This window comes from Tenacibaculum geojense (assembly GCF_042676005.1).
GTDB classification, from domain to species: domain Bacteria; phylum Bacteroidota; class Bacteroidia; order Flavobacteriales; family Flavobacteriaceae; genus Polaribacter; species Polaribacter geojense.
Genome location: NZ_JBHTJR010000047.1, coordinates 126465 through 152140, shown reverse-complemented (window position 1 = coordinate 152140; position 25676 = coordinate 126465). Strand labels below are relative to the sequence as shown.

Annotated in this window: 19 protein-coding genes; 9 read left to right on the top strand and 10 right to left on the bottom strand. The window is 31.5% G+C overall.

Annotated elements, in window-relative coordinates:
- Nucleotides 1–132 precede the first annotated feature (132 nt).
- The 9 genes from ACFQ1U_RS09925 to ACFQ1U_RS09885 all read right to left on the bottom strand — a co-directional run bounded on the left by ACFQ1U_RS09925 (nucleotide 133) and on the right by ACFQ1U_RS09885 (nucleotide 12830).
- Entirely contained in the window at nucleotides 133–2106 is a 1974-nt protein-coding gene (locus ACFQ1U_RS09925; protein ID WP_386107858.1) for a protein-disulfide reductase DsbD family protein, read from the bottom strand.
- Nucleotides 2107–2126: 20 nt separating this feature from the next.
- On the bottom strand, nucleotides 2127–3440 hold the full coding sequence (tilS, locus tag ACFQ1U_RS09920) for a tRNA lysidine(34) synthetase TilS (protein WP_386107856.1): 1314 nt from the start codon (nucleotides 3438–3440) through the stop codon (nucleotides 2127–2129).
- Nucleotides 3441–3442: 2 nt separating this feature from the next.
- Entirely contained in the window at nucleotides 3443–4267 is an 825-nt protein-coding gene (locus ACFQ1U_RS09915; protein ID WP_386107854.1) for an alpha/beta hydrolase, read from the bottom strand.
- Entirely contained in the window at nucleotides 4267–4776 is a 510-nt protein-coding gene (locus tag ACFQ1U_RS09910) for a hypothetical protein (RefSeq protein ID WP_386107852.1), read from the bottom strand. Before ACFQ1U_RS09910 ends, ACFQ1U_RS09915 begins: the two co-directional genes overlap by 1 nt.
- A gap of 10 nt (nucleotides 4777–4786) precedes the next feature.
- A complete protein-coding gene (gene pabB / locus ACFQ1U_RS09905; protein ID WP_386107850.1) occupies nucleotides 4787–6100 on the bottom strand; it encodes an aminodeoxychorismate synthase component I in 1314 nt (437 codons plus the stop codon).
- A 63-nt stretch (nucleotides 6101–6163) separates the two neighbouring features.
- Nucleotides 6164–8527 (bottom strand): sodium-translocating pyrophosphatase, encoded by a 2364-nt coding sequence (locus ACFQ1U_RS09900; protein WP_386107848.1) that lies wholly within the window; start codon nucleotides 8525–8527, stop codon nucleotides 6164–6166.
- 115 nt (nucleotides 8528–8642) lie between these two features.
- Nucleotides 8643–9170 (bottom strand): inorganic diphosphatase, encoded by a 528-nt coding sequence (locus ACFQ1U_RS09895; RefSeq protein WP_386107846.1) that lies wholly within the window; start codon nucleotides 9168–9170, stop codon nucleotides 8643–8645.
- 98 nt (nucleotides 9171–9268) lie between these two features.
- Nucleotides 9269–11776: a DUF5686 family protein gene (locus tag ACFQ1U_RS09890; protein WP_386107844.1), complete on the bottom strand. Its 2508-nt coding sequence runs from the start codon at nucleotides 11774–11776 to the stop codon at nucleotides 9269–9271.
- A gap of 76 nt (nucleotides 11777–11852) precedes the next feature.
- A complete protein-coding gene (locus ACFQ1U_RS09885) occupies nucleotides 11853–12830 on the bottom strand; it encodes a pyruvate dehydrogenase complex E1 component subunit beta (protein ID WP_386107842.1) in 978 nt (325 codons plus the stop codon).
- Between the two features lie 90 nt (nucleotides 12831–12920).
- On the opposite strand from ACFQ1U_RS09885, the gene ACFQ1U_RS09880 reads away from it, so the two are divergent.
- The 9 genes from ACFQ1U_RS09880 (at nucleotide 12921) to gldA (ending at nucleotide 21163) form a co-directional block, all read left to right on the top strand.
- Nucleotides 12921–14072 carry a hypothetical protein gene (locus tag ACFQ1U_RS09880; RefSeq protein WP_386107840.1) on the top strand — a complete coding sequence of 384 codons (1152 nt, stop codon included), beginning with the start codon at nucleotides 12921–12923 and terminating at the stop codon, nucleotides 14070–14072.
- Nucleotides 14073–14191: 119 nt separating this feature from the next.
- Entirely contained in the window at nucleotides 14192–14932 is a 741-nt protein-coding gene (locus ACFQ1U_RS09875) for an electron transfer flavoprotein subunit beta/FixA family protein (protein ID WP_386107838.1), read from the top strand.
- A 58-nt stretch (nucleotides 14933–14990) separates the two neighbouring features.
- A complete protein-coding gene (locus ACFQ1U_RS09870; protein ID WP_386107836.1) occupies nucleotides 14991–15944 on the top strand; it encodes an electron transfer flavoprotein subunit alpha/FixB family protein in 954 nt (317 codons plus the stop codon).
- Between the two features lie 169 nt (nucleotides 15945–16113).
- On the top strand, nucleotides 16114–16722 hold the full coding sequence (locus ACFQ1U_RS09865; RefSeq protein ID WP_386107868.1) for a bifunctional nuclease domain-containing protein: 609 nt from the start codon (nucleotides 16114–16116) through the stop codon (nucleotides 16720–16722).
- Nucleotides 16723–16738: 16 nt separating this feature from the next.
- A complete protein-coding gene (locus ACFQ1U_RS09860) occupies nucleotides 16739–18499 on the top strand; it encodes a NupC/NupG family nucleoside CNT transporter (protein ID WP_386107834.1) in 1761 nt (586 codons plus the stop codon).
- Between the two features lie 80 nt (nucleotides 18500–18579).
- A complete protein-coding gene (locus ACFQ1U_RS09855; protein ID WP_386107832.1) occupies nucleotides 18580–19404 on the top strand; it encodes a thymidylate synthase in 825 nt (274 codons plus the stop codon).
- Nucleotides 19405–19484: 80 nt separating this feature from the next.
- Nucleotides 19485–19667 carry a hypothetical protein gene (locus ACFQ1U_RS09850; RefSeq protein ID WP_386107830.1) on the top strand — a complete coding sequence of 61 codons (183 nt, stop codon included), beginning with the start codon at nucleotides 19485–19487 and terminating at the stop codon, nucleotides 19665–19667.
- Between the two features lie 21 nt (nucleotides 19668–19688).
- Entirely contained in the window at nucleotides 19689–20180 is a 492-nt protein-coding gene (locus tag ACFQ1U_RS09845) for a dihydrofolate reductase (protein ID WP_386107828.1), read from the top strand.
- Between the two features lie 89 nt (nucleotides 20181–20269).
- Entirely contained in the window at nucleotides 20270–21163 is an 894-nt protein-coding gene (gene gldA, locus ACFQ1U_RS09840; RefSeq protein ID WP_386107826.1) for a gliding motility-associated ABC transporter ATP-binding subunit GldA, read from the top strand.
- Nucleotides 21164–21176: 13 nt separating this feature from the next.
- On the opposite strand, the gene dnaE is transcribed toward gldA, so the two are convergent.
- Entirely contained in the window at nucleotides 21177–25511 is a 4335-nt protein-coding gene (dnaE, locus tag ACFQ1U_RS09835; protein ID WP_386107824.1) for a DNA polymerase III subunit alpha, read from the bottom strand.
- Nucleotides 25512–25676 lie beyond the last annotated feature (165 nt).

Below are 25676 nucleotides of genomic sequence, written 5' to 3'. Positions count from 1 at the left end.
GCTTTTTCTTGCGTAAACTGTTATTCATAAAATAAGTCTTATTGGTGTAAACTTATTTTAGGACGGGACACATGATACAAAAAAAGCTCTGCAATTCTGCAGAGCCTTTTTTATAGTATATGTTGAATATAATTAATCTTCAAAGTTTTTTAAACCTTCTTTTAACCAATTATAATAGGTTATTTTATCTGTATACTGTTGAGGTGAATTTAAAACTTCTAAATCAGGACTCATTAGTACATAATAAGGTTGAGATGCATTTTTAAAGTTTACTGTTTGCAAAGTAGCCCATTTATCACCGTACGTAGTAATTTTCTTCACTCTACCGTTTGGTTTTACATAATCGAATTGCTTTTCTGCAGGTAACTTATTTTCGTTGTCATCAACATATAAAGAAATTAAAACATATTTATCTTTTAATGTGTTATAAATTTCATTATTACTCCATACATTTTCCTCCATTTTTCTACAGTTAACACATGCCCAACCAGTGAAATCTAATAATACAGGTTTGTTAACAGATTTAGCGTAAGCCATTCCCTCATCAAAATCTTTAAAACAATTTAAAGCTAAAGGACATTCATTATCTTGCTCATAAACACTATAGAATTGTGGTGGAGCGAATCCACTTAATAAATTTTGATTCCATTTAGGGTTTTTAGTAACACCTGGAGCTAAATATACAGCAAAAGCAATCATTAGTAAACCTAATAATAATCTGAATGCAGAAACTCGCTTAACTTTAATTCCTTTAGGATTAAAGTATCCAAATAAGAAAATGGCAGTTAAGATTGAAATAACAATCCATGTACCGATAAATATTTCTCTTTTGAACATATTCCAGTGACCCACTAAATCAGCATTTGATAAGAATTTAAATGCTAAAGCTAATTCGATAAAACCTAAGAAAACAGTTACTGTAGTCATCCAAGAACCAGATTTTGGTAATCTGCTTAGTAAGTTAGGGAATAAAGCGAAAAATGCAAATGGTAAAGCTAAAGCTACACCAAAACCTCCCATACCAGCTGTTAATTGCATTGCTCCTCCATCTGTAGTTAAAGATCCTGCTAATAATGACCCTAGAATAGGACCCGTACAAGAGAATGAAACTATAGCTAAAGTTAATGCCATAAAAAATATGCCTAAGAAACCTCCAATACCAGAAGCTTTATCAATTTTTGTACTCCAAGAACTTGGTAGTGTAAGTGAGTAAAATCCGAAGAAAGAACCTGCAAAAATTACTAATACCACAAAGAAAAATACGTTTAACCAAACATTAGTTGAAATAGTATTTAAAATTTCTGGATCTAAAGAGTCAACATAGTGGAAAGGTGCACTTAATAAAGCATAAATTGCTGCGATAAAGAAACCATATAATAAAGCATTTCTAATACCTTTTCCCTTAGTTTGTGATTGTTTAGTGAAAAATGATACTGTTAGTGGAATTAATGGAAATACACATGGTGTTAAAAAAGCAATTAATCCTCCTGCAAATCCTAATAAAAATATTTGTAATAGGTTAGAGCTTTTATCTTCTTCTCCGTTAACAGGTTTAGAAGTTTCTAATAAATCAGTGTTTTTTAAATCTAATTTTAAAGAACCAGCTAATTCTTGACTTTTTTCATCTACTTCAGCTACAGTTGCAATAATTTCACCACCATCTAAAGAAAATGTAAAATCATCTTCGTAAGGTAAACAGAATTCTTTACAAACCTGAGCATCCATATTTAAGGTTACTTGTCTTAATGAAGGGTCATCTATTTTAACTCTTTGTGTTAAAACAGCTTCTTCAATAAAAAATATCTCATCAACGCCCCATATTTCACTAAATTCAGTATGTGTTTCACTTTCTTTGGCTTTACCAACTAACGTGAATCCACTTTCTCCTACAGAAGGCTTAATGGTCATTGGAAGTGATGCATCTTCAGGATTGTACTGTGAATACAGGTGCCAATCTTCATCGATAAATACATTGAAAATTAAATCATACTCCGTGTCGGAAATTTTCACGACAGAAGTTTCTACTTCCACAGGAGCTTCGTCTTGTGCGAAAATCGACAAGGAAAATCCTAAGATACATAAAAATAGGGTGAATACTCTTTTCATACTATAAAATGGGGTTGGGATTATTTACTTATTTTAATTAACTTACTAGTTTTACTATTTACTTTAAACCTACGGTCTTGGCGCATGCCAATAATCCATATTATCTTGTCATCAGCTGTACAAAGTAACCAAGCTTTTTCTTTCTCAAATCTAGATAATTTCTCATCCTTAAAAAACTTACTTACTTTTTTTTTACCCGTCATACCAGATGGATAAAAAACATCTCCATTTCTCCATCTTCTAATTCGGAGGGGGAAAAATAATAAATTTTTATCAACTATAATAGAATTTTTATTTTCTACCATAGTTTCTGTTGTATTAGATATGGTTAATTGAATAGGATGATTTATAACTTTGGTTCCCTCTTCAATAACAGATATTGAATTTTTCAATAAATCATCACTATTAATGTGCGAAAATAATAAAAATTCTCTGTTTTTCAATAATATATGAGAATTTGTTGAAATAAATTTTCCAGATTGCGCTCTTAACAATTTGGTAACTTTATCCCATTCAGAAAAACCATGACCTTTTAAAAATTGGTATAAATAAGCTTTAGGGTTGGGTAAAGCTTCCAGTTTTTTAATGTTAATTTTTATGACATCATCTTCCTTTGTAATTATATTTTTAGAAATATCTTTTATTCTATCATCTATAATTTCTTGACTTTCTTTAAGATAATTAGTAGTATTATTAAAATTTTTTAACAGGGCGGGACTAATTTCTTTTAAAATAGGAATTACCTCATGACGGATTTTATTTCTCAAATATTTTGTAGAGTTATTACTACTATCCTCTCGCCATTTTATCTTATGTTTAAGAGCGAATAGTTCTATTTCTTCTCTACTAAAAGGTAATAAAGGTCTTATTAATTTATTGGTTTTTTCAGGTATTCCTGTTAACCCTTCCAAGCCAGTACCTCTAGTTAAATTTATTAAAAAAGTTTCTAAATTATCATCTGCATGGTGTGCAGTTGCTAACTTATTGTATTTATGTTCATCTAATATTTGATGAAACCAATTATAACGTAACTCCCTAGCTGCTAACTGAGTTGATATTTTTTTGCTTTTAGCGTAGTCCTCTGTATTAAAACTTGTTACGTGTGTTTTTATTTTATAATTACTAGATAAATCTTTTACAAACTGCTCATCTAAATCACTTTCAACACCTCTAAGTCTGAAATTACAGTGAGCAAAACTAAAGTTGATCTTTAGTTTGTTAAATAGATGAGCTAATACTACACTATCTATACCTCCAGATATAGCTAAAAGTATTTTTTGAGAGTATATTTCTGGAAATTTATCATTTATATGAGCTTCAAATTTTTCTAACATTGTTATAAATTAGACTTTACCCAAGTTAGCATATCCGCTAAAACTTCTTTTTTGCAAATATCATTATGTAGTTCATGATATCCTCCTTTATATAACTTTAAGCTAGCCTTCTCTGTGTTATTAGCAAAAGTTTCACTGCCTTTATAATCGATTATTTTATCATCAGTGCCATGAAAAACATACATGGGAATATGTAATGTATATGCATTGTTAATTGCCCATTGTCCGTTTTCTATAAAAGTTATAGAGTAGTTTGGACTTATTTTATCATGAACTAAATCATCTTCTTGATATTTAATTACTTCTTCGGGATCTCTGGAAATATCGTTTGGATTTAATTCGTTACCCATAGTTATAGATGGGGCAATATTTAAAAGTAGTTTACCTGCAGCTAATTTCCATTTTGGAGGTTGAAAAGCTAGTTTTAAAAAGGGGCTAGAAGCTATAGCTCCCTTTATGGCAGGTTTTCTTTTTAAGATGTAATTAATAATAGCATTTCCCCCCATTGAATGACCGTAGATGAACACAGGTTTATCAGCAGCAATTTGTTTTGTTACATTTAAAACAGCTTCAATTACGTCTAAAACAGTTTCGTATCCAGGGTTGTGTCCTCTTTTTCCACCAGATTTCCCATGACCAATATGATCAAAAGCTACAACGCCTATATCATTATTGTAGAAGTTAGCAGCAACTGTTTTTTCATACCTCCCAGAATGTTCACCCATACCATGAGCAACAATAACTATTGCTTGAGGATTTTCAGGTAACCAATTTTGAATATAAATAGGTATATTTTTAACAGTTATAGTTTGTTGATTATGTGTCATTACTCTCTTGTTATATCACCGTTTTCTAATATAGAAAATTTTATGGTAGAAGGATTATCTGATACATATTCTTTTAAAATAATACTGTCTTTATAAATAGTAGATTGACTTTTTAACATATTTTCAGCAATTTCATCGTAAGCTAATAATTGGCTGTTGATTACTTGGAAATCTTTATTGTAATTTACTAACATCACTAATAATTCTGAATTACTAGGGTATAAGTAATACACTACAGATTGATAATTTTCTGATAGCTTTGGTAAATAAGATACACCAACTTTAGCATTCTGATCTTCAATTTGTCCTTCAAAAATTTCATCTAACTTTAAAAGTTTTTGCTCTTCTTTAGTCAAAAGTTTCCCCTCTGCATGGTTGCTGAAGTTTGTGCTATCTACAATAGGAGCTTGTTTAACAGGATATTGATTTAAGAAAGAATACTTATTTGTTTTACAACTTAAAGTTATAAGTAGTAATATAAATGCAATGGTTGGTGTAAGTTTTTTCATGGTTAATTGGTTATAAATTATTTTTTAAAAGTACCTGCTTCATAGCCTTAGCTTTAAGTAGGCATTCTTCATATTCTTTATCAGGTGTTGATTTAGCTGTTATTGCTCCTCCAACAGAATAAGAAACGTACTTTTGTTCACTATTGTATAAAATACTTCTTATTATAACATTAAAATCAAAGTTATTATCTGGAGTGAAATATCCAACAGTCCCGGAGTATAAACCTCTTTTAGTTTCTTCTAAGTTTTCAATTATTTGCATGGCAGATACTTTGGGAGCTCCTGTCATACTTCCCATAGGAAATGTATCTTTAATTACATCAACTGGATGTGTGGTGTTTTCAATTTCTGAAACTACAGTAGATATCATTTGATGGACTTGTTTAAAAGGATACACTTTACAAAGCTCTTCAACTTTTACACTCCCTTTTTTAGCGGTTCTTGATAAATCATTTCTTACCAAATCAACAATCATTATATTTTCTGATCTTTCTTTTTGATCACGAGATAAGTCAAAAGCAGTTTTATCATCCTCAACTTTGTTCACGTATCTTTTTGCAGTTCCTTTAATAGGCTGTGAAATAATTTTATCTCCATTTTTTCTAATATATCTTTCTGGTGATGCAGAAAGCAAATAATTATTGTCTTGTTTTAAAAATGTAGCAAAAGGAGGTTCAGAAATTTTATTAAGCTGTTTATAAGTTTGATAAGGATTTATTATAGTATTTTCAGCATAAAATTCTTGACAAAAATTAGCTTCATAAATATCACCTCTGTGAATATGATTTAATACTTTTTGAACTTTATTGTAGTATTCATCTTTGTGGATACGTAGTTTAATTTTAACATCATCGGTTTCCTTATTGTTTTCTGCAATATGAATGTTGGTAGCAAATATTTCGTCAAAATCTTCTTCTAATTCATCATCAACCACATGTAAATAATGAAATTCTAATTTGTTTCCTTTTAAAAAAATAAGTTTTTGAGGCTGAAAAAAGAATAAATCATCAAAATAAAGTCCATCAAAATTAGTAGAGCTTAATTTTTCTACATCATTTTTTACATCATAAGAGATGTAACCAAAAATATAGTCTTTAGTATATGACTGATACTCTTTTAATTTTTCAAAAGCATTTAAATAATCTGTTTTAATTGATGTAAATTCTTCAACGGCCAAAGCAGCATCAAAACTAGTATAGGTTTGGTTATAGTTATTAGAATCTAACCAAACAATAGTTTCAAATTGTTGTGACCAAGCAAGTAATTTATCTTTAAAAGCTTTAGGATTATCTATATTGAATGTTTGTACAGTTCGTAACGACATATAACAAAAATAAGAAACCCGATAGAATTTCCTATCGGGTTTCTTAGTTAAAAAGAACGCTTATTATTTATTTGTTTTGATTTTTGTTGATTCATCCTCTTTTTTAGTCTGAGCTTCAACCTCTTCAATAGATCCTTCTATGTTTTTTACCTCAGTAGTAGTTTCTCCATTTTTTGTGATGGTGGTTGTAATTGTTGCTTTTGCATTATCAGAGTTATTTTTGTTAACTTCTACCTTAACTTCTTTTTTAATACTAGTTTGATGGTTGTTGATATCAGTATGATTTCCTAAAATAGGAGCAATTACTAATCCAACCAAGCAAGTAAGCTTAATAAGTATATTCATAGACGGACCTGAAGTATCTTTAAAAGGATCGCCCACAGTGTCACCAGTTACAGCAGCTTTGTGCGCATCAGAACCTTTATAGGTCATTTCGCCATTAATTTCTACACCAGCTTCAAATGATTTTTTAGCATTGTCCCAAGCACCACCAGCATTATTTTGGAAAATGGCCCACATAACTCCACTTACACATACACCAGCCATATATCCACCTAAAGGTTCAGCTCCAAACAGCAATCCAATAATAATAGGTGTTATAATTGTAATTAAGCCAGGTAAAATCATTTCTTTTAAAGCAGCTTTTGTAGAAATATCAACACATTTAGCATAATCTGGAGTTCCGGTACCTTCCATAATTCCAGGAATCTCTTTGAATTGACGACGAACTTCTTGCACCATCTCCATTGCAGCTTTTCCAACAGATTCCATAGCTAAGGCTGAAAAAATTACAGGTATCATACCTCCTACAAATAACATTGCTAAAACATCTGCTTTAAAAATATTTATACCGTCAATTCCAGTAAAGGTTACATAAGCAGCAAATAAAGCCAAAGCAGTTAAAGCAGCTGATGCAATTGCAAATCCCTTTCCAACAGCGGCTGTTGTGTTTCCAACAGAGTCTAAAATATCTGTACGTTCTCGAACATGATCTTCTAATTCACTCATTTCTGCTACACCACCGGCATTATCTGCAATTGGGCCAAAGGCATCAATTGCTAATTGCATAGCGGTAGTTGCCATCATTGCTGAAGCAGCTAAAGCAACACCGTAAAACCCTGCAAGTGCATACGATCCGTAAATAGCGGCTGCAAATAAAATAACTGATAAGAATGTTGATTTCATTCCAACAGCTAAACCAGCAATAATATTTGTTGCAGCTCCTGTTGATGAATTTTGAACTATGTGTAATACTGGTTTTTTTCCTAAGCTAGTATAGTATGCTGTCACTACTGATATTAAAGCACCAACAGCTAGGCCAATCATACATGCATAAAAAACATGTCTAGAAGGTATGTTTAGTAATCCTTCTCCAAAAAAACTCATTTGTAATGTTTTTGGCAACATCCATTGAATTAAAAACCAACTGGCAACTAATGTAATGAGTATAGATACCCAATTTCCAAGATCTAAGGCTTTTTGCACTTCAGCTTCTTTAGCTGTGTTGTCTTTAATTCTAACTAAAAAAGTACCAATAATTGACGCTACTATTCCTACACCCGCAATTACTAATGGGAGTAAAATAGGTCCCATTCCTCCAAAATTATCAGAAAATTTATTGGTTATAGACATATCTCTAATTACATAATTACCCAATACCATAGCGGCTAATACTGTGGCTACGTAGCTACCAAATAAATCTGCTCCCATACCAGCAACATCTCCAACATTATCACCTACGTTATCTGCAATAGTGGCTGGGTTTCGTGGGTCGTCCTCAGGGATTCCTGCTTCAACTTTACCTACTAAATCAGCACCAACATCAGCAGCTTTCGTGTAAATTCCACCACCTACACGAGCAAATAACGCTATACTTTCTGCTCCCAAAGAAAAACCAGCTAATGCCTCAAGTGCCATGGTCATTTCATTGTAAAAATCACCACCTTGTGTGATAAACATCTTTACAAAAATTAAAAAGAATAAACTGATACCTAAAACAGCTAAACCTGCTACACCAAGTCCCATAACAGTTCCTCCTCCAAAAGAAACTTGTAAAGCTTTTGGTAAACTGGTTTTTGCAGCTTCTGCAGTTCTTGCATTGGCATCTGTTGCTATGCGCATACCAATATTGCCTGCTAATGCAGAAAAGATAGCTCCAACTATAAAAGCTATAACAATTATCCAGTGTGTTGTGGGTACAATTGTAGAAACTATAAATAAAGCTACTGATGCTATTATTGCGAATATTAAAAGGAGTTTATATTCAGCAGCTAAAAAGGCTAGGGCACCTTCTTTAATACTTTTAGAGATTGATTTCATTTTGTCTGATCCAGGGTTTTGTTTTTTTACCCAAGTCATTTTAATAAACATGAAAATCAATCCTAATACAGCCAAAATGATTGGCGCAATCATCAAATTTGTTATCATATGTTTGTTGTTTGATTAGTTAATAATTTCATAAATATAACAAAATCAAGTAATAAACATAAAAAAAGCTCATCATATGATAATGATGAGCTTTAAATTGTATGGTGAAAAAAGGTTAGATTTTAAATTCTCCTCTTTCTTTATATTCACTGTTTTCGTAGCGTTCAATACACTTGTCAAGTATTTCATAAGCTTCGTTTGCGTCTCCCCAATCACCAATATCAACTTTCTTTTTTTCTAAGTCTTTATATACTTGGAAAAAGTGTGTAATTTCTTGTTGACGATGTGGATTTAAATCAGATAAATCATTGTATTTATTCCAAATTGGATCAGATACTGGAACACATACTATTTTTTCGTCTGGACCTTTTTCGTCTGCCATATGAAACACACCAATTGGTTTTACTTCCATAACACACATTGGAAAAGTTGGCTCAGCACCTAATACTAACACATCTAAAGGGTCACCATCTAAGGCTAATGTTTCTGGAATAAAACCGTAGTCTCCAGGGTACATCATTGATGAGAATAACATTCTGTCGAAACGAATTTTCTTTAAATCGAAATCGTATTCATATTTGTTTCTACTTCCTTTAGGAATTTCTATTAAAACGTCTACTGTTTTTTTCTCTTTTGCAGTCATATTTTCTTCTACGTTTCTAAAATCGGTTTGCAAAAGTACATATAAAATGTATTTTTAGGTTAAAAATTGTAAGTTATTTTTAAGTTAAGTTATTAATTCTACAATCCTGGCATAATTCCTATTCTAATAGCAAACATAGGTGTTGGTTCCGCAATACTGGCTGCGGCTGGAGTATAGTTACTTCTCCAAATAGCGTCAATTCTAAAGAAACGTAAGTTTCCATACCCAATATTTTCAAAACCAAAACCATATTCATAATACATTTTATCTGGAGTATTATAGCTTAAGTTAGATCTATTAATAGCTCTATTTTTATCAGAAACTGTTCCGTATGCTGCTCTAAATGTTATTAAGCTTCTTAAATTGAGTCTTTTTACCAATGGTATTCTATTTAATATAAATCCATTAAAATGATGTTCTAGGTGAGTGGCAGCATAAGTATCTGTTACAAAATCATAATAATTAATTAATGAAAATGTGTTTTTAACCAATGAAAAAGATTGGTTTGCTGGGATTGGACTTAATAATGAAATTGGAACTGTTCCAAAGGTTTTACCTGCTTCAACAGTAGCGTCCAATAATCCAAATTTACCTAGTAATAAAGGTTGGTTGTATTGAAATTGGACTTTGTCATAATCATGAGTTCCATTTAAAACATCTTTATATCCATGTCTGTAGTTTAATACAATTCTTGGGAAAATGTTTCTACCAAAACGCTGTTCTACTCCTAAACCATAAACAAACCTACCGGGTGTAAAAGTTAAGTAAACATCAGAGGCTACATCTGTTACAGAGTTCTGTTCTATTCCGTTTTGATCAATGTAGTTGATAGAAAAATTATCGGGAGTTGTAGCGGATTGTATGTTAGCTTTTGTAAAATTAAAACCTATATGAAAGTTATTATGTACCGCATAATCAAAATTGGTAGCTATTTTTTCTACATTAGATAGGTAAAAGTTGTTTCCTCTGTTTAAAAGTGCTGCTGTTCCAAATGATCTTCCAAGTAACTGATTGGTATTAAATAATACACTACCCAACTGTTCAATGTCCTTTTGATAGGCAATACTTGTGGTTATTCTTGGTTGAAATGATAATAAATATCTTGCCTCAGCACCGTATTTAAATTCTTTATCTTTAAATCCATAAGCAACATGACCAGATATTCTAAAACGATCGTCTTTAGTTTTAAAAGATCTAAACCCTAATTTAGTTCTAAAGCCTTCAACCTCGTTTTGAGCAAACATGGTCCAGAATGGTCCTGCTTGAATGTTAAAAGGAAGGTTAACATAACCACTAGTTATCGTATTTAGTAAACCTGTAAGCTTTTTAATTTTTCTCTTTCCTTTAACGGTTTTAATAGTTTTGTAGGTTGACTTTGTAGTATTGTCATGATGTTGATTCCAGTAATTGTTGCTTTTTTTAAACTGATCTGGCCTTATTTTAACTTGCTCTACATCATAAAAGTTAATAGGTTTTTCTACATTTAAAACATAGTTTTTATAGCTTATGTTTTTTTTGATAGTAAGTCCTTTGTTAGCATCATTTTTGTCAATAAATGTAAAATCTCCTATGTAATTATTTTTAGAAGGAAGGTAAATACTATCATTTTTTAAAATAAATTCTTTATCGAATGTAAGGCCTCTAACAAAATTTAAGTTAGCGCTTTTAGTAACTTCCATTTTAATTTTTTTAATAGAGAAGTTTTTGTCTGATACCCAGAAGTTTCCTTTAAAAGCTAAATCTTGATCTCGTATAGGGAAGTAATAAATGTTATAGAGTTTGGTGTCATTTTTTACAACACTATCATATAAAACATAATCATAAGTAGCAAATCCGTCTGAAGATAATGGGCTAACAAAAGATTTTTGAAGAAGTGTAATGTTATTTTTAAATACATCTACATTTTGAAATGTATTAGACATTCTGTCAAAAACAAAACTTTGTGCGCCTAAACCTTCTTCTTTTTCAGCTTCAATATCAACTCGTTTTAAATTTTCTTTATTGTTCCCGTAAACTTGTGAAACTTTTTCTGTTAAATAAATAGGAATGTAGTAGTTTTCGCCATCATCATCATAATTAATGGTTTTAATGGCTTCATCAAAGTTCTTTTTAAAAATACCTTTAACAAAAGCAGTATCTAAATTATTCAGACCAATTTCGATAGCTTCATGTTCTTTGTATTGGTAATGATTAACTAAATCAACGCCATTTTTACGCTTACGTTTCCAAATTTCTTTTAAAATTCTATAGGCTGGGTTTTCTTTTTTCTTTAATCTTTTTTTAGGTTTGGTAACAACTACAACTTCATCTAAAACATTAGCTTCTTCTTTTAAAATAATATTTAAAAAAGGAATTTTTGGTGTTATTTTAAATGTTTGAGTTTGAAATCCTACAAATGAAACTTCTATTGTTCCTCTTTTCTTCTTTGAAGAAAAAGAAAAGCTTCCGTCATCATCAGTAGTAGTTCCGTAGGTGGTTCCTTTTACATATACATTTACGTAAGGAAGTGGATTGTCAAATTCGTCTACTACTTTCCCTTTTATTGTTATTTGTGCTTGTATTGTGGTAGTTAGCACTAATAACAAAATAGCTAAATTTAATTTCATTGTGGTATTTAATTCAAAATCCTTTTGGTAAAAAGTTACCAAAAGGATTTAAAGTTCTTGTATTTAAAAATGGTATTTATATGTATAATACTTCTTTTACTGCTGTAACAACATCGTTAGCATTTGGTAACCATTTTTCTAATAATACAGGAGAATATGGAGCAGGAGTGTCTGCTGTTGTAATACGTTTAATAGGTGCATCTAAATAATCAAAAGCTTCATCTTGAACTCTAAATGTTATTTCTGATGCAACACTACCAAAAGGCCATGCTTCTTCTAAAATTACTAGTCTGTTAGTTTTTTTAACAGATTCTAAAATAGTTTTATGATCCATTGGACGAACTGTACGAAGATCAATAATTTCAATAGAAATTCCGTCTTTAGCTAATTCGTCAGCTGCTTTGTATGCTTCTTTTATAATTTTCCCAAAAGATACAACGGTAACATCACTACCTTCTCTTTTAATGTCGGCAACACCAATAGGAATTATGTATTCACCTTCAGGGATCTCCATTTTATCTCCATACATCTGCTCAGACTCCATAAAAATTACTGGATCATCGTCTCTAATAGCAGCTTTTAATAAACCTTTTGCGTCATATGGATTTGATGGAACGATTACTTTTAAACCAGGACAGTTGGCATACCAACTTTCAAATGCTTGAGAGTGAGTAGCTGCTAATTGACCCGCCGAGGCTGTTGGACCACGGAAAACAATAGGGCAGTTAAATTGTCCACCACTCATTTGTCTAATCTTAGCCGCGTTGTTAATAATTTGATCAATACCAACTAAAGAGAAGTTAAAAGTCATATACTCAACAATAGGTCTGTTACCATTCATGGCAGAACCTACGGCTATACCACCAAAACCTAATTCGGCAATAGGAGTATCAATAACTCTTTTAGCACCAAACTCATCTAGCATTCCTTTACTAGCTTTGTATGCACCATTATATTCAGCAACTTCCTCTCCCATTAAGTAAATGCTTTCATCTCTGCGCATTTCCTCGCTCATTGCTTCACAAATAGCTTCTCTAAATTGAACTGTTTTCATACGTTTATAAAGTAGTTGTTTATTTGATTGGCAAAAGTAATAAATTTAGTATTAATAAATCTATATTAGCATCGATTAGAATTATCTTTCATGTTAAATAATTTAAAAAACTTTTTTAAAACTGATTATCTGTTAGTTGTTTACATGTATGTTAATAGTTTTTTTATCTTAAAATATGGAGAACGAATCTATGATGGATTCGAATATGGATTCTTATTTTTTTATGTAGCTTTTATTCTCTTGTTACGGCTTTTAGTTAAGAAAAATGCTATTGTTATTAATGATAGTAAGTACTTTTTTGTTTTTTTTCTGATAGCATCGATAATTATGTTCTTGTTACAGTGTTTGTTAGTTTTTGGTATTAATGGAAATACTGTTCAAGTAGATAGGTGGTCTGCTTTACAGGTTTTTATAGAGAATATTTTAAATGGAGACTACCCGTATGATAAGCAAGATCATTTAGGTAAAACAACATCTAATTTACCAAGTTTGTTTTACATAGGGTTGCCTTTTTATTTAATTAATAACATTGGTTTATTACAGCCTTTTGTATTTGTTATTTTGATGTTGTTTGTAAATAAAGCATCTGTTTCAAATGTTAAAAAAACAATGATTGTGTTATTGTTGCTGTTTTCACCAGCATACTGGTGGGAAGTAGCAGTTAAAAGTGATTTGATGAGTAATTTGTTAATAGTTACACTTTTTATTTGGTATTGGAAATCAAAATATTCAAAAAATATATTTCATAACTCAATAATGCTTTCATTTTGGGTTTCCTTTATTGTTTTGACTAGAGGTGTAGTGGCTATTCCGTTAGTGTTATTATTGTTTCATGATTTTATGAAATTAGATGTGTTATATCGTGTAAAATTTTTATTCATAGTTGTAGTTTTTACCATTTTGTTAATGATTCCTGTTTTAATTACCGTTCCAAGTTTAGACTACCTATTAATACACAACCCTTTCAATCATCAAACGAAATATGCCCCTATATTTTTAATATTTTTTAGTTTAGTTGCCCCTTTTTTATTATCAAAACATTCAACATCAATATATTTAATCCAGAGAAATTCAATGTGGATATTATTTTTGTTAATTTTTATAACCTTTATAATTAATATTTATGAAGAGGGCTGGTGTAATAACATTTATGGGATTGTTTTTGATATATCATATATAAGCATGATCCTTCCTTTTATTGTAATTTCTTATCTGTTTCAGTCAGATTATTCAAAAACATAGACTCTTTTTTTGTTAAAATGATAAATTGCAGAGGAAAAATTTATTATGCATGCATAATAAATTAAAAAAAATGCTTAAATTCGTGGCTCAAAATAAAAGTTTCTTTAAAACAGATATATATGAAAATATTAGTTTGTATCAGCCACGTGCCAGATACCACTTCAAAAATTAATTTTACTGATAATGATACTAAGTTTGATACAAACGGAGTACAATTTGTTATCAATCCATATGATGAATTTAGTTTAACACGTGCCATGTGGTTTAAAGAAAAACAAGGAGCAAGTGTAACTGTTGTAAATGTAGGAGGTGCTGAAACAGAACCAACATTACGTAAAGCATTAGCTATTGGAGCAGATGATGCTATCCGTGTAAACGCAGAGCCAACAGATGGATTCTTAGTAGCTAAAGAATTAGCGGAAGTTGTAAAGTCTGGAGGTTATGATTTAGTATTAGCTGGTAAAGAGTCTGCTGATTATAACGGGCAAATGGTTCCTGGTATGTTAGCTTCTTTATTAGATTTTAATTTTGTTAATGGTTGTGTAGGTTTAGAAGTTGAAGGGACAAATGCAACTTTAGAAAGAGAAATTGATGGTGGTGAAGAAAAAGTATCATCAACATTACCATTAGTAGTAGCAGGGCAAAAAGGAATTGTAGAGGAAAAAGACTTACGTATTCCTAACATGCGTGGTATTATGATGGCTCGTAAAAAGCCTTTAAGTGTAGTTGAACCAACGGGAGCAGCTGCAGCGTCTTCAACTCAAACTTTTGAGAAACCAGCACCAAAAGGAGCGGTTAAGTTAGTAGATAATGTAGATGAGTTAATTAACTTATTACACAACGAAGCAAAAGCAATTTAATAATTTTAAAAATCCAATTGTTACGGATTACTAGTAACAATTACAAAAAATAAAGAATATGTCTGTATTAGTTTTTGCCGATTCATCGGAAGGAAAATTCAAAAAAACAGCCTTTGAGGTTGTATCATACGGAAAAAAGGTAGCTGAACAACTAGGGACTGGTTTAGTTACTTTAACAATCAACGGAGGAGATGCATCAGAATTGTATAAATACGGTGCAGAAAAAGTAGTAGAGGTTAAGAATGATTTAGCATCTTTTAATGCAAAAGCTTACGCTTCAATAGTAAAGCAAGTGGCAGAAGCACAGAGTGCTGATGTTGTTGTAGTTGATTCTAGTGTTGATGGATTAACTTTAGGTCCATTAGTAGCAGTTGCTTTAGAAGCAGGTTATGCATCAAACGTTGTAGCGTTACCAAGTTCTACAAGTCCTTTTGTTGTGAAACGTAAAGCTTTTTCTAACAAAGGTTTTAACAATACCGAAATTTCAACAGCTAAGAAAGTTGTAGGTGTTGCTAAAAACTCTTTTGGAGCACATGAAAATGTTGTAAGCGGTTCTGCAGAGTCATTTGATGCAACGTTACCAGAGTTAGGAGTTTCTTCAGTTTCTATTGATAAAGCTCAAGGTAAAGTAACTATTGCAGATGCAGATGTAGTAGTTTCTGCAGGTAGAGGTTTAAAAGGTCCTGAAAATTGGGGAATGGTAGAGGAGTTAGCAGATGTTTTAGGTGCTGCAACAGCATGTTCTAAGCCAGTTTCAGATTTAGGATGGAGACCTCATAGTGAACACGTTGGGCAAACTGGTAAGCCAGTGGCTTCAAACTTATACATTGCAATAGGTATTTCAGGAGCAATTCAGCATTTAGCTGGTGTTAACGCATCTAAAGTAAAAGTTGTAATTAACAATGATCCAGAAGCACCTTTCTTTAAAGCTGCAGATTATGGTATTGTTGGTGATGCTTTTGAAGTTGTACCTCAATTAATTGAAAAATTAAAAGTTTTTAAGCAGTCTTAAAAGCTAAAATTAATTAGTCTTATAATAAAAGCCTCGGAAAATTATATTTCTTTCGAGGTTTTTATCTTTTTTAACAATAAAACTGTGCATAGTCATAATTTTTAGTAAATTGTGCCACCTTTTGGCTGCCCAATGAAAGGCGGCTTTTTTTTGTATGATGATATAGATGATGAGCCTAATAAGACTAACTATTAAAGGAATTTCTTACAGTCAAACACAAAGCGGCGCTTATGCCCTAGTGTTAAGTGAAATAGAAGGAACAAGAACCTTACCTATTATTATTGGTGCTTTTGAAGCCCAGTCAATTGCTATAGCTTTAGAAAAAGAAATTCGTCCACCAAGACCATTAACACACGACTTATTTAAAACATTTGCAGATACATTTTTAATTAATGTGAAACAGATTATAATTCATAAGTTAGTAGATGGTGTATTTTTTTCGAGTCTAATTTGTGAAAAAGATGGAGTAGAAGAAGTTATTGATACAAGAACATCAGATGCTATTGCATTAGCCGTTCGTTTTGATGCTCCAATTTTCACCTATGAAAATATTTTAGATAAAGCGGGTATTTATTTAAAAATAGATGAAGAATTGCTAGATAATGCAGAGGAAGAAGATGAAGAATCTTTAGAAGTTAATTTTGAACAACATTCTGAAGTTAGTGATTATGCAACCTACTCTTTAGAAGAGTTGCATGAACAATTAAACGAAGCAGTGATTAATGAAAATTATGAGTTAGCTGCTAAAATTAGAGATGAAATCAGCAAACGTTCTTAACATAAACATGGTTATAATGAAAAATCTACCAATACTTTTTATGCTTTTATTTTCCTATTTGGTAGTAGGGCAAAGCATTGAAAAAAACTGGAACTTTTTATCGGTAGAAAACACTAAAGGTGAACAATTATTCACTACAACAGAATCAGATTATTTTAATTTAGCTAACGGAGAATTTGTTTACACCCTTAGCGAAAATGATACATTAGAAGCATCTGGAAACTATATTCACCAAAATAACTTATTAATATTAAGTTACAAGCAGCCTAAAGATACAGTTAGGTATTATAATATTGTATCTCTTTCAGATTCTGAACTAACACTATCTGAAAGTAATGTGCTTTACAAGTTTAGTACAAAAGAAATCATATCATCAAGCATCACAGATCCAATTATTAAAGATGCGGTTGCTTCTAAAACTACAGAAGCGATAATACCAAGTCAAGGTTTTTCTGTTAACAGTTTATGGCGAGGTGTTTTAGGAATGGCTGTATTAATTTTAATTGCCTTTTTATTTAGTGCCAATAGAAGAGGTGTTGATTGGAAAACTGTAGGAATTGGTTTAGTTTTTCAATTATTAATAGCTATTGGTGTCTTAAAAGTAAAATTTATTCAAGTTGTTTTTGATTTTATAGGTAAAGGTTTTGTACAGATTTTAGAATTTACTAAAAAAGGAAGTAAGTTCTTATTTGAAGGTTTAATAACAGATATGGATACTTTTGGGTTCATTTTTGCATTTCAAGTATTACCAACTATTATTTTCTTTTCTGCCTTAACTTCTTTATTATTTTATTTAGGAGTTATTCAGTGGGTTGTGAAAGTAATGGCTATGTTATTATCAAAAGTTTTACGTATATCTGGGGCGGAAAGTTTATCTGTAGCCGGGAATATATTTTTAGGGCAAACTGAAGCACCTTTACTTATCAAGGCTTATTTAGAAAAAATGAATAAGTCAGAAATTTTATTAGTGATGATAGGAGGTATGGCAACAGTTGCAGGTGCGGTATTAGCAGCTTATATTGGTTTTTTAGGTGGAGATGATGAAGCGTTAAGGCTTCTTTATGCCAAGCATTTATTAGCGGCTTCAGTAATGGCAGCACCAGGGGCAATTGTTATTTCTAAAATATTATTCCCTCAAACAGAGGATGTAAATACAGATGTACAAGTATCATCTGAAAAAATAGGATCTAATGTGTTAGATGCGATCGCGAATGGTACTACTGAAGGGTTACAATTAGCAATGAATGTAGGAGCAATGTTATTGGTTTTTGTTGCTTTTATAGCTATGATTAATGGTGTTTTAGGAGGTTTAGGGGCCTTCAACGGAATTGAATATTTTAATTGGGAATTTACTTCATTAAATCAAATAATTCAAAATAACACGCCCTATCAAGAACTATCCTTAGAGTTTATTTTAGGCTATATATTCGCTCCACTAATGTGGTTAATAGGTGTTGCTAAAGAAGATATGGCTTTAATGGGGCAGTTATTAGGTATTAAATTGGCAGCTAGTGAGTTTGTAGGTTACATTCAGTTAGCAGATTTAAAAGATGTAGCAAGTACCATACATTTAACATATAACAAGTCTATTATCATGGCAACATATATGTTATGTGGTTTTGCAAATTTTGCATCTATTGGAATTCAAATTGGAGGTATCGGTTCGTTAGCTCCAGGACAAAGAAAAACATTGTCTGAATTTGGAATGAAAGCATTAATAGGAGGAACCATTGCATCTTTAATGTCTGCAACTATAGCAGGAATGATTATTGGTTAATAACTTCTTAATATAAATTTTAGAAAGCATCAATTTTTTTATTGATGCTTTTTTATTTTTACACAATTCAAGATTGAGTAATGAAGCAATATTTAGATTTAGTTAAACACGTTTTAGAAAACGGAAACGAAAAAAGTGATAGAACAGGTACGGGTACAAAAAGTGTATTTGGCTATCAAATGAGATTTGATTTAAGTGAAGGATTTCCTATGGTAACAACCAAAAAACTTCATTTAAAATCTATTATTTATGAACTGCTTTGGTTTATTAAAGGAGATACTAATGTAAAATATTTGCAAGAAAACGGGGTGAGAATTTGGAATGAATGGGCTGATGAAAATGGTGATTTAGGTCCTGTTTACGGTCATCAATGGAGAAACTGGAATAGTGATGAAATAGATCAATTAAAAGATGTAATTGCCACATTAAAAAAGAATCCAGATAGTAGACGAATGTTAATTTCAGCTTGGAATCCAAGTGTAATGCCCGATACTTCTGTTTCATTTTCAGAAAACGTTGCTAATGGGAAGGCAGCATTACCTCCTTGTCATGCTTTTTTCCAGTTTTATGTTGCAGATGGTAAATTATCTTGCCAATTATATCAACGTAGTGCCGATATTTTTTTAGGAGTTCCGTTTAATATTGCTAGTTATGCATTGTTTACCATGATGATTGCACAGGTTTGTGGATATGAAGCAGGAGAATTTATTCATACTTTTGGTGATGCTCATATTTACAATAATCATCAAGAACAATTAGCGTTACAATTATCTAGAGAACCAAGATCATTACCAACCATGAAATTAAATCCGGCAATTACTAATATTGAAGATTTTACCTTTGATGATTTTGAGTTAATAGGTTATGATCCACATCCACATATTAAAGGAGTTGTAGCTGTATAATTTAACTATATTTTACACCGTTTTATTTACATATTAATACTTAGTTTTTTAAATTCGTATTGAACAAAAACAACTAAATTATGACGACGGAAGTAGATACAATTAAGGATACTATTTACGATAAAATAGCAGAGATTAATGATGAAAACGTGTTAAATGCTATTAAAATTTTAATTGATAATATAGAAACACAATCTATTAATCAAATAACAGATAAAAGAGATTTAACGGGTTACATAAAAGAATGGGTTAAAAGTATGTAATCCCATTATTAAGCAACTTATATGGTAACAATAATAGCGGCGTTTGGCCAAAACTACGAATTAGGAAAAAATAACGATTTAATATGGCATTTACCTGCCGATTTAAAACGTTTTAAAAAAGTTACCTCAGGTCATCATATTCTAATGGGAAGAAATACTTTTGAAAGTATAGGAAAACCATTACCCAATAGAACAACAGTTATTATTACCAGAAATAATGATTATTTTGTTGATGGTTGTTTAATTGCAAACTCAATAGAAGAAGCAATTGAGTTAGCTAAAGAAGATGATCATATTTTTATAATAGGAGGTGGTCAAATTTATAAACAAGCATTACAAAGTAACTTAGTAGATAGGTTAGATGTTACTATAGTTCATGAAAGTTTTGAAGCAGATGTTTATTTTCCAGAAATAGATAAAAAATATTGGAGAGAAATATCTAGAGAAGATTTTAAAGCAGACCCAAAAAATAAATATAACTACAGTTTCGTTACTTTTGAAAGAATACATTAAAAAAGTCATTTCTGTGAAAACAGAAACCTCATGTGTTTTATAACGAATATTTTAAAAACTCTTGCTTTTGCAAGAATGACAGAGAAAAAATGTCAATACAACTTACTTCAATAAGCAAAATATACGGTTCTCAAACGGCGGTTAATAATTTATCTTTTTCAGCTAAAAAAGGTGAGATAGTAGGCTTTCTTGGTCCTAATGGAGCAGGCAAATCTACAACGATGAAAATATTAACTGGCTATTTACAGCCTAGCGAAGGTACAGTTTTGGTTAATGATATAAATGTAGTTGTTAACCCTATTAAAGCTCAAAAAAACATAGGGTATTTACCAGAGCACAATCCGTTATATCTAGAAATGTATGTTAAAGAATATTTACATTTTGTAGCATCAATTCATAAAATTAATAAAACGGAAATAGATGTTGTTATTGATAGAGTAGGATTATCTCAAGAATCTCAAAAGAAAATTAATCAACTATCTAAAGGTTACAGACAAAGAGTTGGTTTAGCGGCAGCGATAATTCACAACCCAGATGTACTAATTTTAGATGAACCAACCACTGGTTTAGATCCAAATCAATTAGTGGAAATTAGAGCGTTAATTAAAGAGTTAGGTAAAGATAAAACAGTATTACTTTCTACTCATATAATGCAAGAAGTTGAAGCTATTTGTAACAGAGTAATTATTATTAACAAAGGAGAGATTGTTCTTGATGAGTCTTTAAGTTCTTTAAAAGAAAATCAAGAGCAAGTAATTACAGTAACTTTTGATTTTAAAATAGAAGAACAGCTTTTATTACAGTTACCTAATAGTAATACTGCTGAAAATATTTCAGATAACTCATGGAAATTAAGTTTTTCTACTAAAACAGATATGCGCCCAAAATTATTTGATTTTGCGCAAGAGCAAGGATTGAAAATTTTAGAGTTAAACTCTGAAAATAAAAATTTAGAAACTTTATTTAGAGAGTTAACTCTTTAATTCCTATTTTAGTTTAATTCAATTTATAGTTAATAAACTGCTCATCTAACAATTTTAAAAATTGATTAGTTATGTTAACCTTGGTGGTTCTACTTGGAACTTCTAGTTCAATTTTATCTTCTACATCATAAATAATAAAACGTAAAGAATGATTACCACTATTGGTTGCAAATATATGTTGTAACTCTTTAATGGTGTTTTCTTTAACCTCTTGTAGCGGAAGTTTAATGGTAATTTTTTTACACATTTTCTCCATGATATCGTGTAATAATAAAAACTCTGTAAATTGAACTCTAGGGTCTCCTTTAACTCCTTCTTTATTGGTCCAGCCTGGCTTAACAACGGTTTTTACATACAAGAAAGAATTAGGAACTAAAAAGTGTTTAAATTTCAAGTAATCCTCTCCAAAAATTCGAAACTCAAAGCTATCACTATAATCTTCCATTATAAAAGAAGCCCAACCTTTTCCTGCTTTAGATACTCTATGTTGTACATCTGTAATAATTCCTCCAAAAGCCAAACTCATACCTTCATATTTAGCTAAATTTTTAAAATGACTTAAAGAAGCATTACAAAACTTCATTTCATTTTTAAAATCATCTAGAGGATGAGCAGATATGTACATACCTACCATTTCTTTTTCTTTAGCTAAAAGTTCCATAGTTCCCCATGTTTCACATTGAGGGATTTCTGGTTCTGGTAAGTCAACTTCACTGGCTTCTCCAAATAAAGAAACCTGTGAAGAGTTTAGGTTTTCCTGAAATTTATTTCCAAATCTTAATGCTTTTTCTAAAAATGTTTGACCTTTTTCATCGGTGACATAATATTGAGCACGATGCGTATCTGTAAAAGAATCAAAACCACCAGCAAGTACTAGTCCTTCAAAAGCTTTTTTATTAGCAACACGTAAATCTACACGTTTGGCAACATCAAAAATAGAGGTAAATGGTCCGTTTTCTTTACGTTCATCAATAATAGCTTTTACAGCTCCACTACCAACACCTCTAATAGCGGCCATTCCAAAACGTATAGCACCTTCTTTGTTTACAGAGAATTTAGAGTAAGATTCGTTTACATCTGGTCCCAATACTTCTAAGCCCATACGTTTACATTCTTCCATAAAAAATGTAACCGTTTTAATGTCATTCATGTTGTTAGAAAGTACTGCAGCCATGTATTCTGCAGGGTAATGTGCTTTTAAATATGCTGTTTGGTAGGCAATCCAGGCATAACAGGTTGAATGAGATTTGTTAAATGCATAAGAAGCAAAAGCTTCCCAGTCTTTCCATATTTTCTCTAACGCTTTTTCATCATGACCGTTTGCCTTTGCTTGTTCAACAAATTTAGGTTTCATTTTAGCAAGTACAGCAGCTTGCTTTTTACCCATTGCTTTACGAAGTACATCGGCTTCACCTTTAGTAAAATCAGCTAACTTTTGAGAAAGTAACATTACTTGCTCTTGATAAACTGTAATACCATAAGTTTCTGCTAGATATTCTTCCATTGCAGGAAGATCGTATTGAATTTCTTCTTCACCATGTTTTCTTCTAATAAAAGAAGGAATATATTCTAAAGGTCCAGGTCTATACAATGCATTCATTGCAATTAAATCTGCAAAAACAGTAGGCTTTAATTCACGCATGTATTTTTGCATTCCTGGAGATTCGTATTGAAATATACCTACGGTTTCTCCTCTTTGGAAAAGTTCATAAGTTGGTGTGTCATCTAATGGAATACTCTCTGGGTCTAACTCTATACCATGTCTTGCTTTAACAATCTTAACAGTATCTTTAATTAAGGTTAATGTTTTTAAACCTAAGAAATCCATTTTTAGTAATCCAGCATTTTCAACAACAGAGTTGTCAAACTGAGTTACATACATGTCAGAGTCTTTAGCAACAGAAACGGGTACAAATTTGGTAATATCATCAGGTGTAATAATAACACCACAGGCATGTATACCGGTATTTCTTACAGAACCTTCTAAAACCGCGGCCTGGTTAATAGTTTCCGCTTCTAAACCAGCTCCGCTAGCAATATTTCGTAGCTCTTCAACCATTTCTTTTTCTTCAGATCGAAGTCCAGCTACTTTTCCTTTGCTTTTTTCATCTTCGCCAAAAATGTTTCCAAGTTTAATACCCGGAATAAGTTTAGCAATTCTATCAGCTTCAAATAAAGGTAAATCTAGTACACGTGCGGTATCTCTAATTGATGATTTTGCCGCCATGGTTCCATATGTGATAATTTGTGCTACTTGATTTGCTCCATATTTATCAATTACATAATCCATTACTCGACCACGACCTTCGTCGTCAAAGTCGATATCAATATCGGGCATGGATACACGTTCAGGATTTAAGAAACGCTCAAAAAGTAAGTCGTATTTAATAGGATCTATGTTGGTGATTGTTAAACAATATGCCACAGCAGATCCAGCAGCAGATCCACGTCCGGGACCAACAGAAACGCCCATTTCTCTTGCTGCTTTGATAAAGTCTTGTACAATTAAGAAATACCCAGGATAACCAGTATTGGCTATAACTTCAAGTTCAAAATCTAAACGTTCTCGAATGGAATCAGTAATTTCTTCATACCTTTTTTCAGCCCCTTCATAAGTAAGTGCTCTTAAATAATTATTTTCACCTCTTTTACCTCCATCTTCTTTGTCGGCAGGATCTTGATATTCTTCTGGTATATCAAAAGCAGGTAATAAAACATCGCGAGCTAATGTAAAAGCTTCAATTTTATCTACAATTTCTTGAATATTACTAATTGCTTCTGGTAAATCTGCAAATAGTTTTTTCATTTCATCGGTAGACTTGAAGTAATACTCGTTATTAGGTAAACCATAACGGTATCCTCTTCCTCTTCCGATTGGGGTTGCTTGTTTTTCACCATCTTTAACACATAATAAAATATCATGTGCATTTGCGTCTTCTTTTTCTAAGTAAAAAGTGTTGTTAGTAGCAACTACCTTAATTTGATGTTTTTGAGAGAAATCCAACAAAGTTTTATTAACAACATCTTCATCTTGTTGCCCATGGCGCATTAGTTCTATGTATAAATCGTCGCCAAACTCATTTTTCCACCAAAGTAATGCTTCTTCAGCTTGTTTTTCTCCTACGTTTAATACTTTACTAGGAACCTCACCATACAGGTTTCCTGTTAAAACAATGATATCTTCTTTATATTGCTTTATGATTTCTTTATCGATTCTAGGAACGTAATAAAAACCATCAACAAACGCAATTGAAGACATTTTTGCTAAGTTATGATAACCGTTTTTGTTTTTTGCGAGTAAAACAACTTGGTACCCATTATCTTTTTTGGTTTTATCTAAATGATTTTCACATACAAAAAACTCACAACCTACAATGGGTTTTAGCGGGTTTTCTGCACTTTTATTATAATTGTTAACAGCTGCTGTAAAATGATAAGCAGCCATCATATTACCTGTATCTGTTAATGCAACTGCAGACATATTATTTTTAGCAGCTGCATTTACCAATGCGTTAATTTGAATTGTTGATTGTAAAACTGAAAACTGAGAATGATTGTGTAAATGTGCGAATTGTACATTCTCAAGTGCAGCTAAACCTTCTGAGGTTGATATTGAAGAAGCGTCGTCAGATTGTTTAGCAATACGCTTACGAATTTTTTCACTTTCTTTTTGTAAGTTTAAATGTTTTAACCCAATTAGTTGAATAGGCATTGGGTTGGCATCTGAATACTTACTAAAGTAATCATCGGCAACATCTAATTGTTCTTTAGTATAATGTTTTAAGCGAATTAGTTCTAAAAAACAACGTGTAGTAGCTTCTACATCGGCAGTTGCATTATGGGCTTCATTAAAACCTACACCAAATAAGTGCTCGTGTAACTCGGTAAGTGTTGGAAGTTTAAATTTACCACCTCTACCTCCTGGGATTTTACACATTTCGGCAGTAGCTTCTGTACAAGTATCCAAAACAGGAAGTTCCGTTAGGTTATTACTAACACCTAAACGATGAAATTCACAGCCCATTATATTAACATCAAAACCAACATTTTGCCCAACAATAAATTTGGTTTTGGCTAAAGCTTCATTAAATAAACGTAGTCCTTCATCTAGGTCTATACCTTGCTCTTCTGCTAATTCAGTAGAAATACCATGAATTCTTTCTGCATCAAAAGGAATATTAAAGCCATTTGGCTTAATTAAAAAATCATTATGTTCAACCAAGTTACCCATTTCATCATGAAGCTGCCAGGCAATTTGTATAGCTCTAGGCCAGTTATCGGTATCAGTAATTGGAGCGTTCCAGCTTTTAGGTAAACCAGTAGTTTCAGTATCAAAAATTAAATACATACTTAAATAATGTTGAGGCTTGTGATGAAATAATGAGGATGTAAAAATACAAACTTTTTAAGTTGATTTTGGTTAAATTGTTAACTATAAGTTTTTGTTATTTTAACATAAGTTTTACTTATCTAATTTTTTTTTCCTTTTGAACCCTCAATTTTACCATTAAAC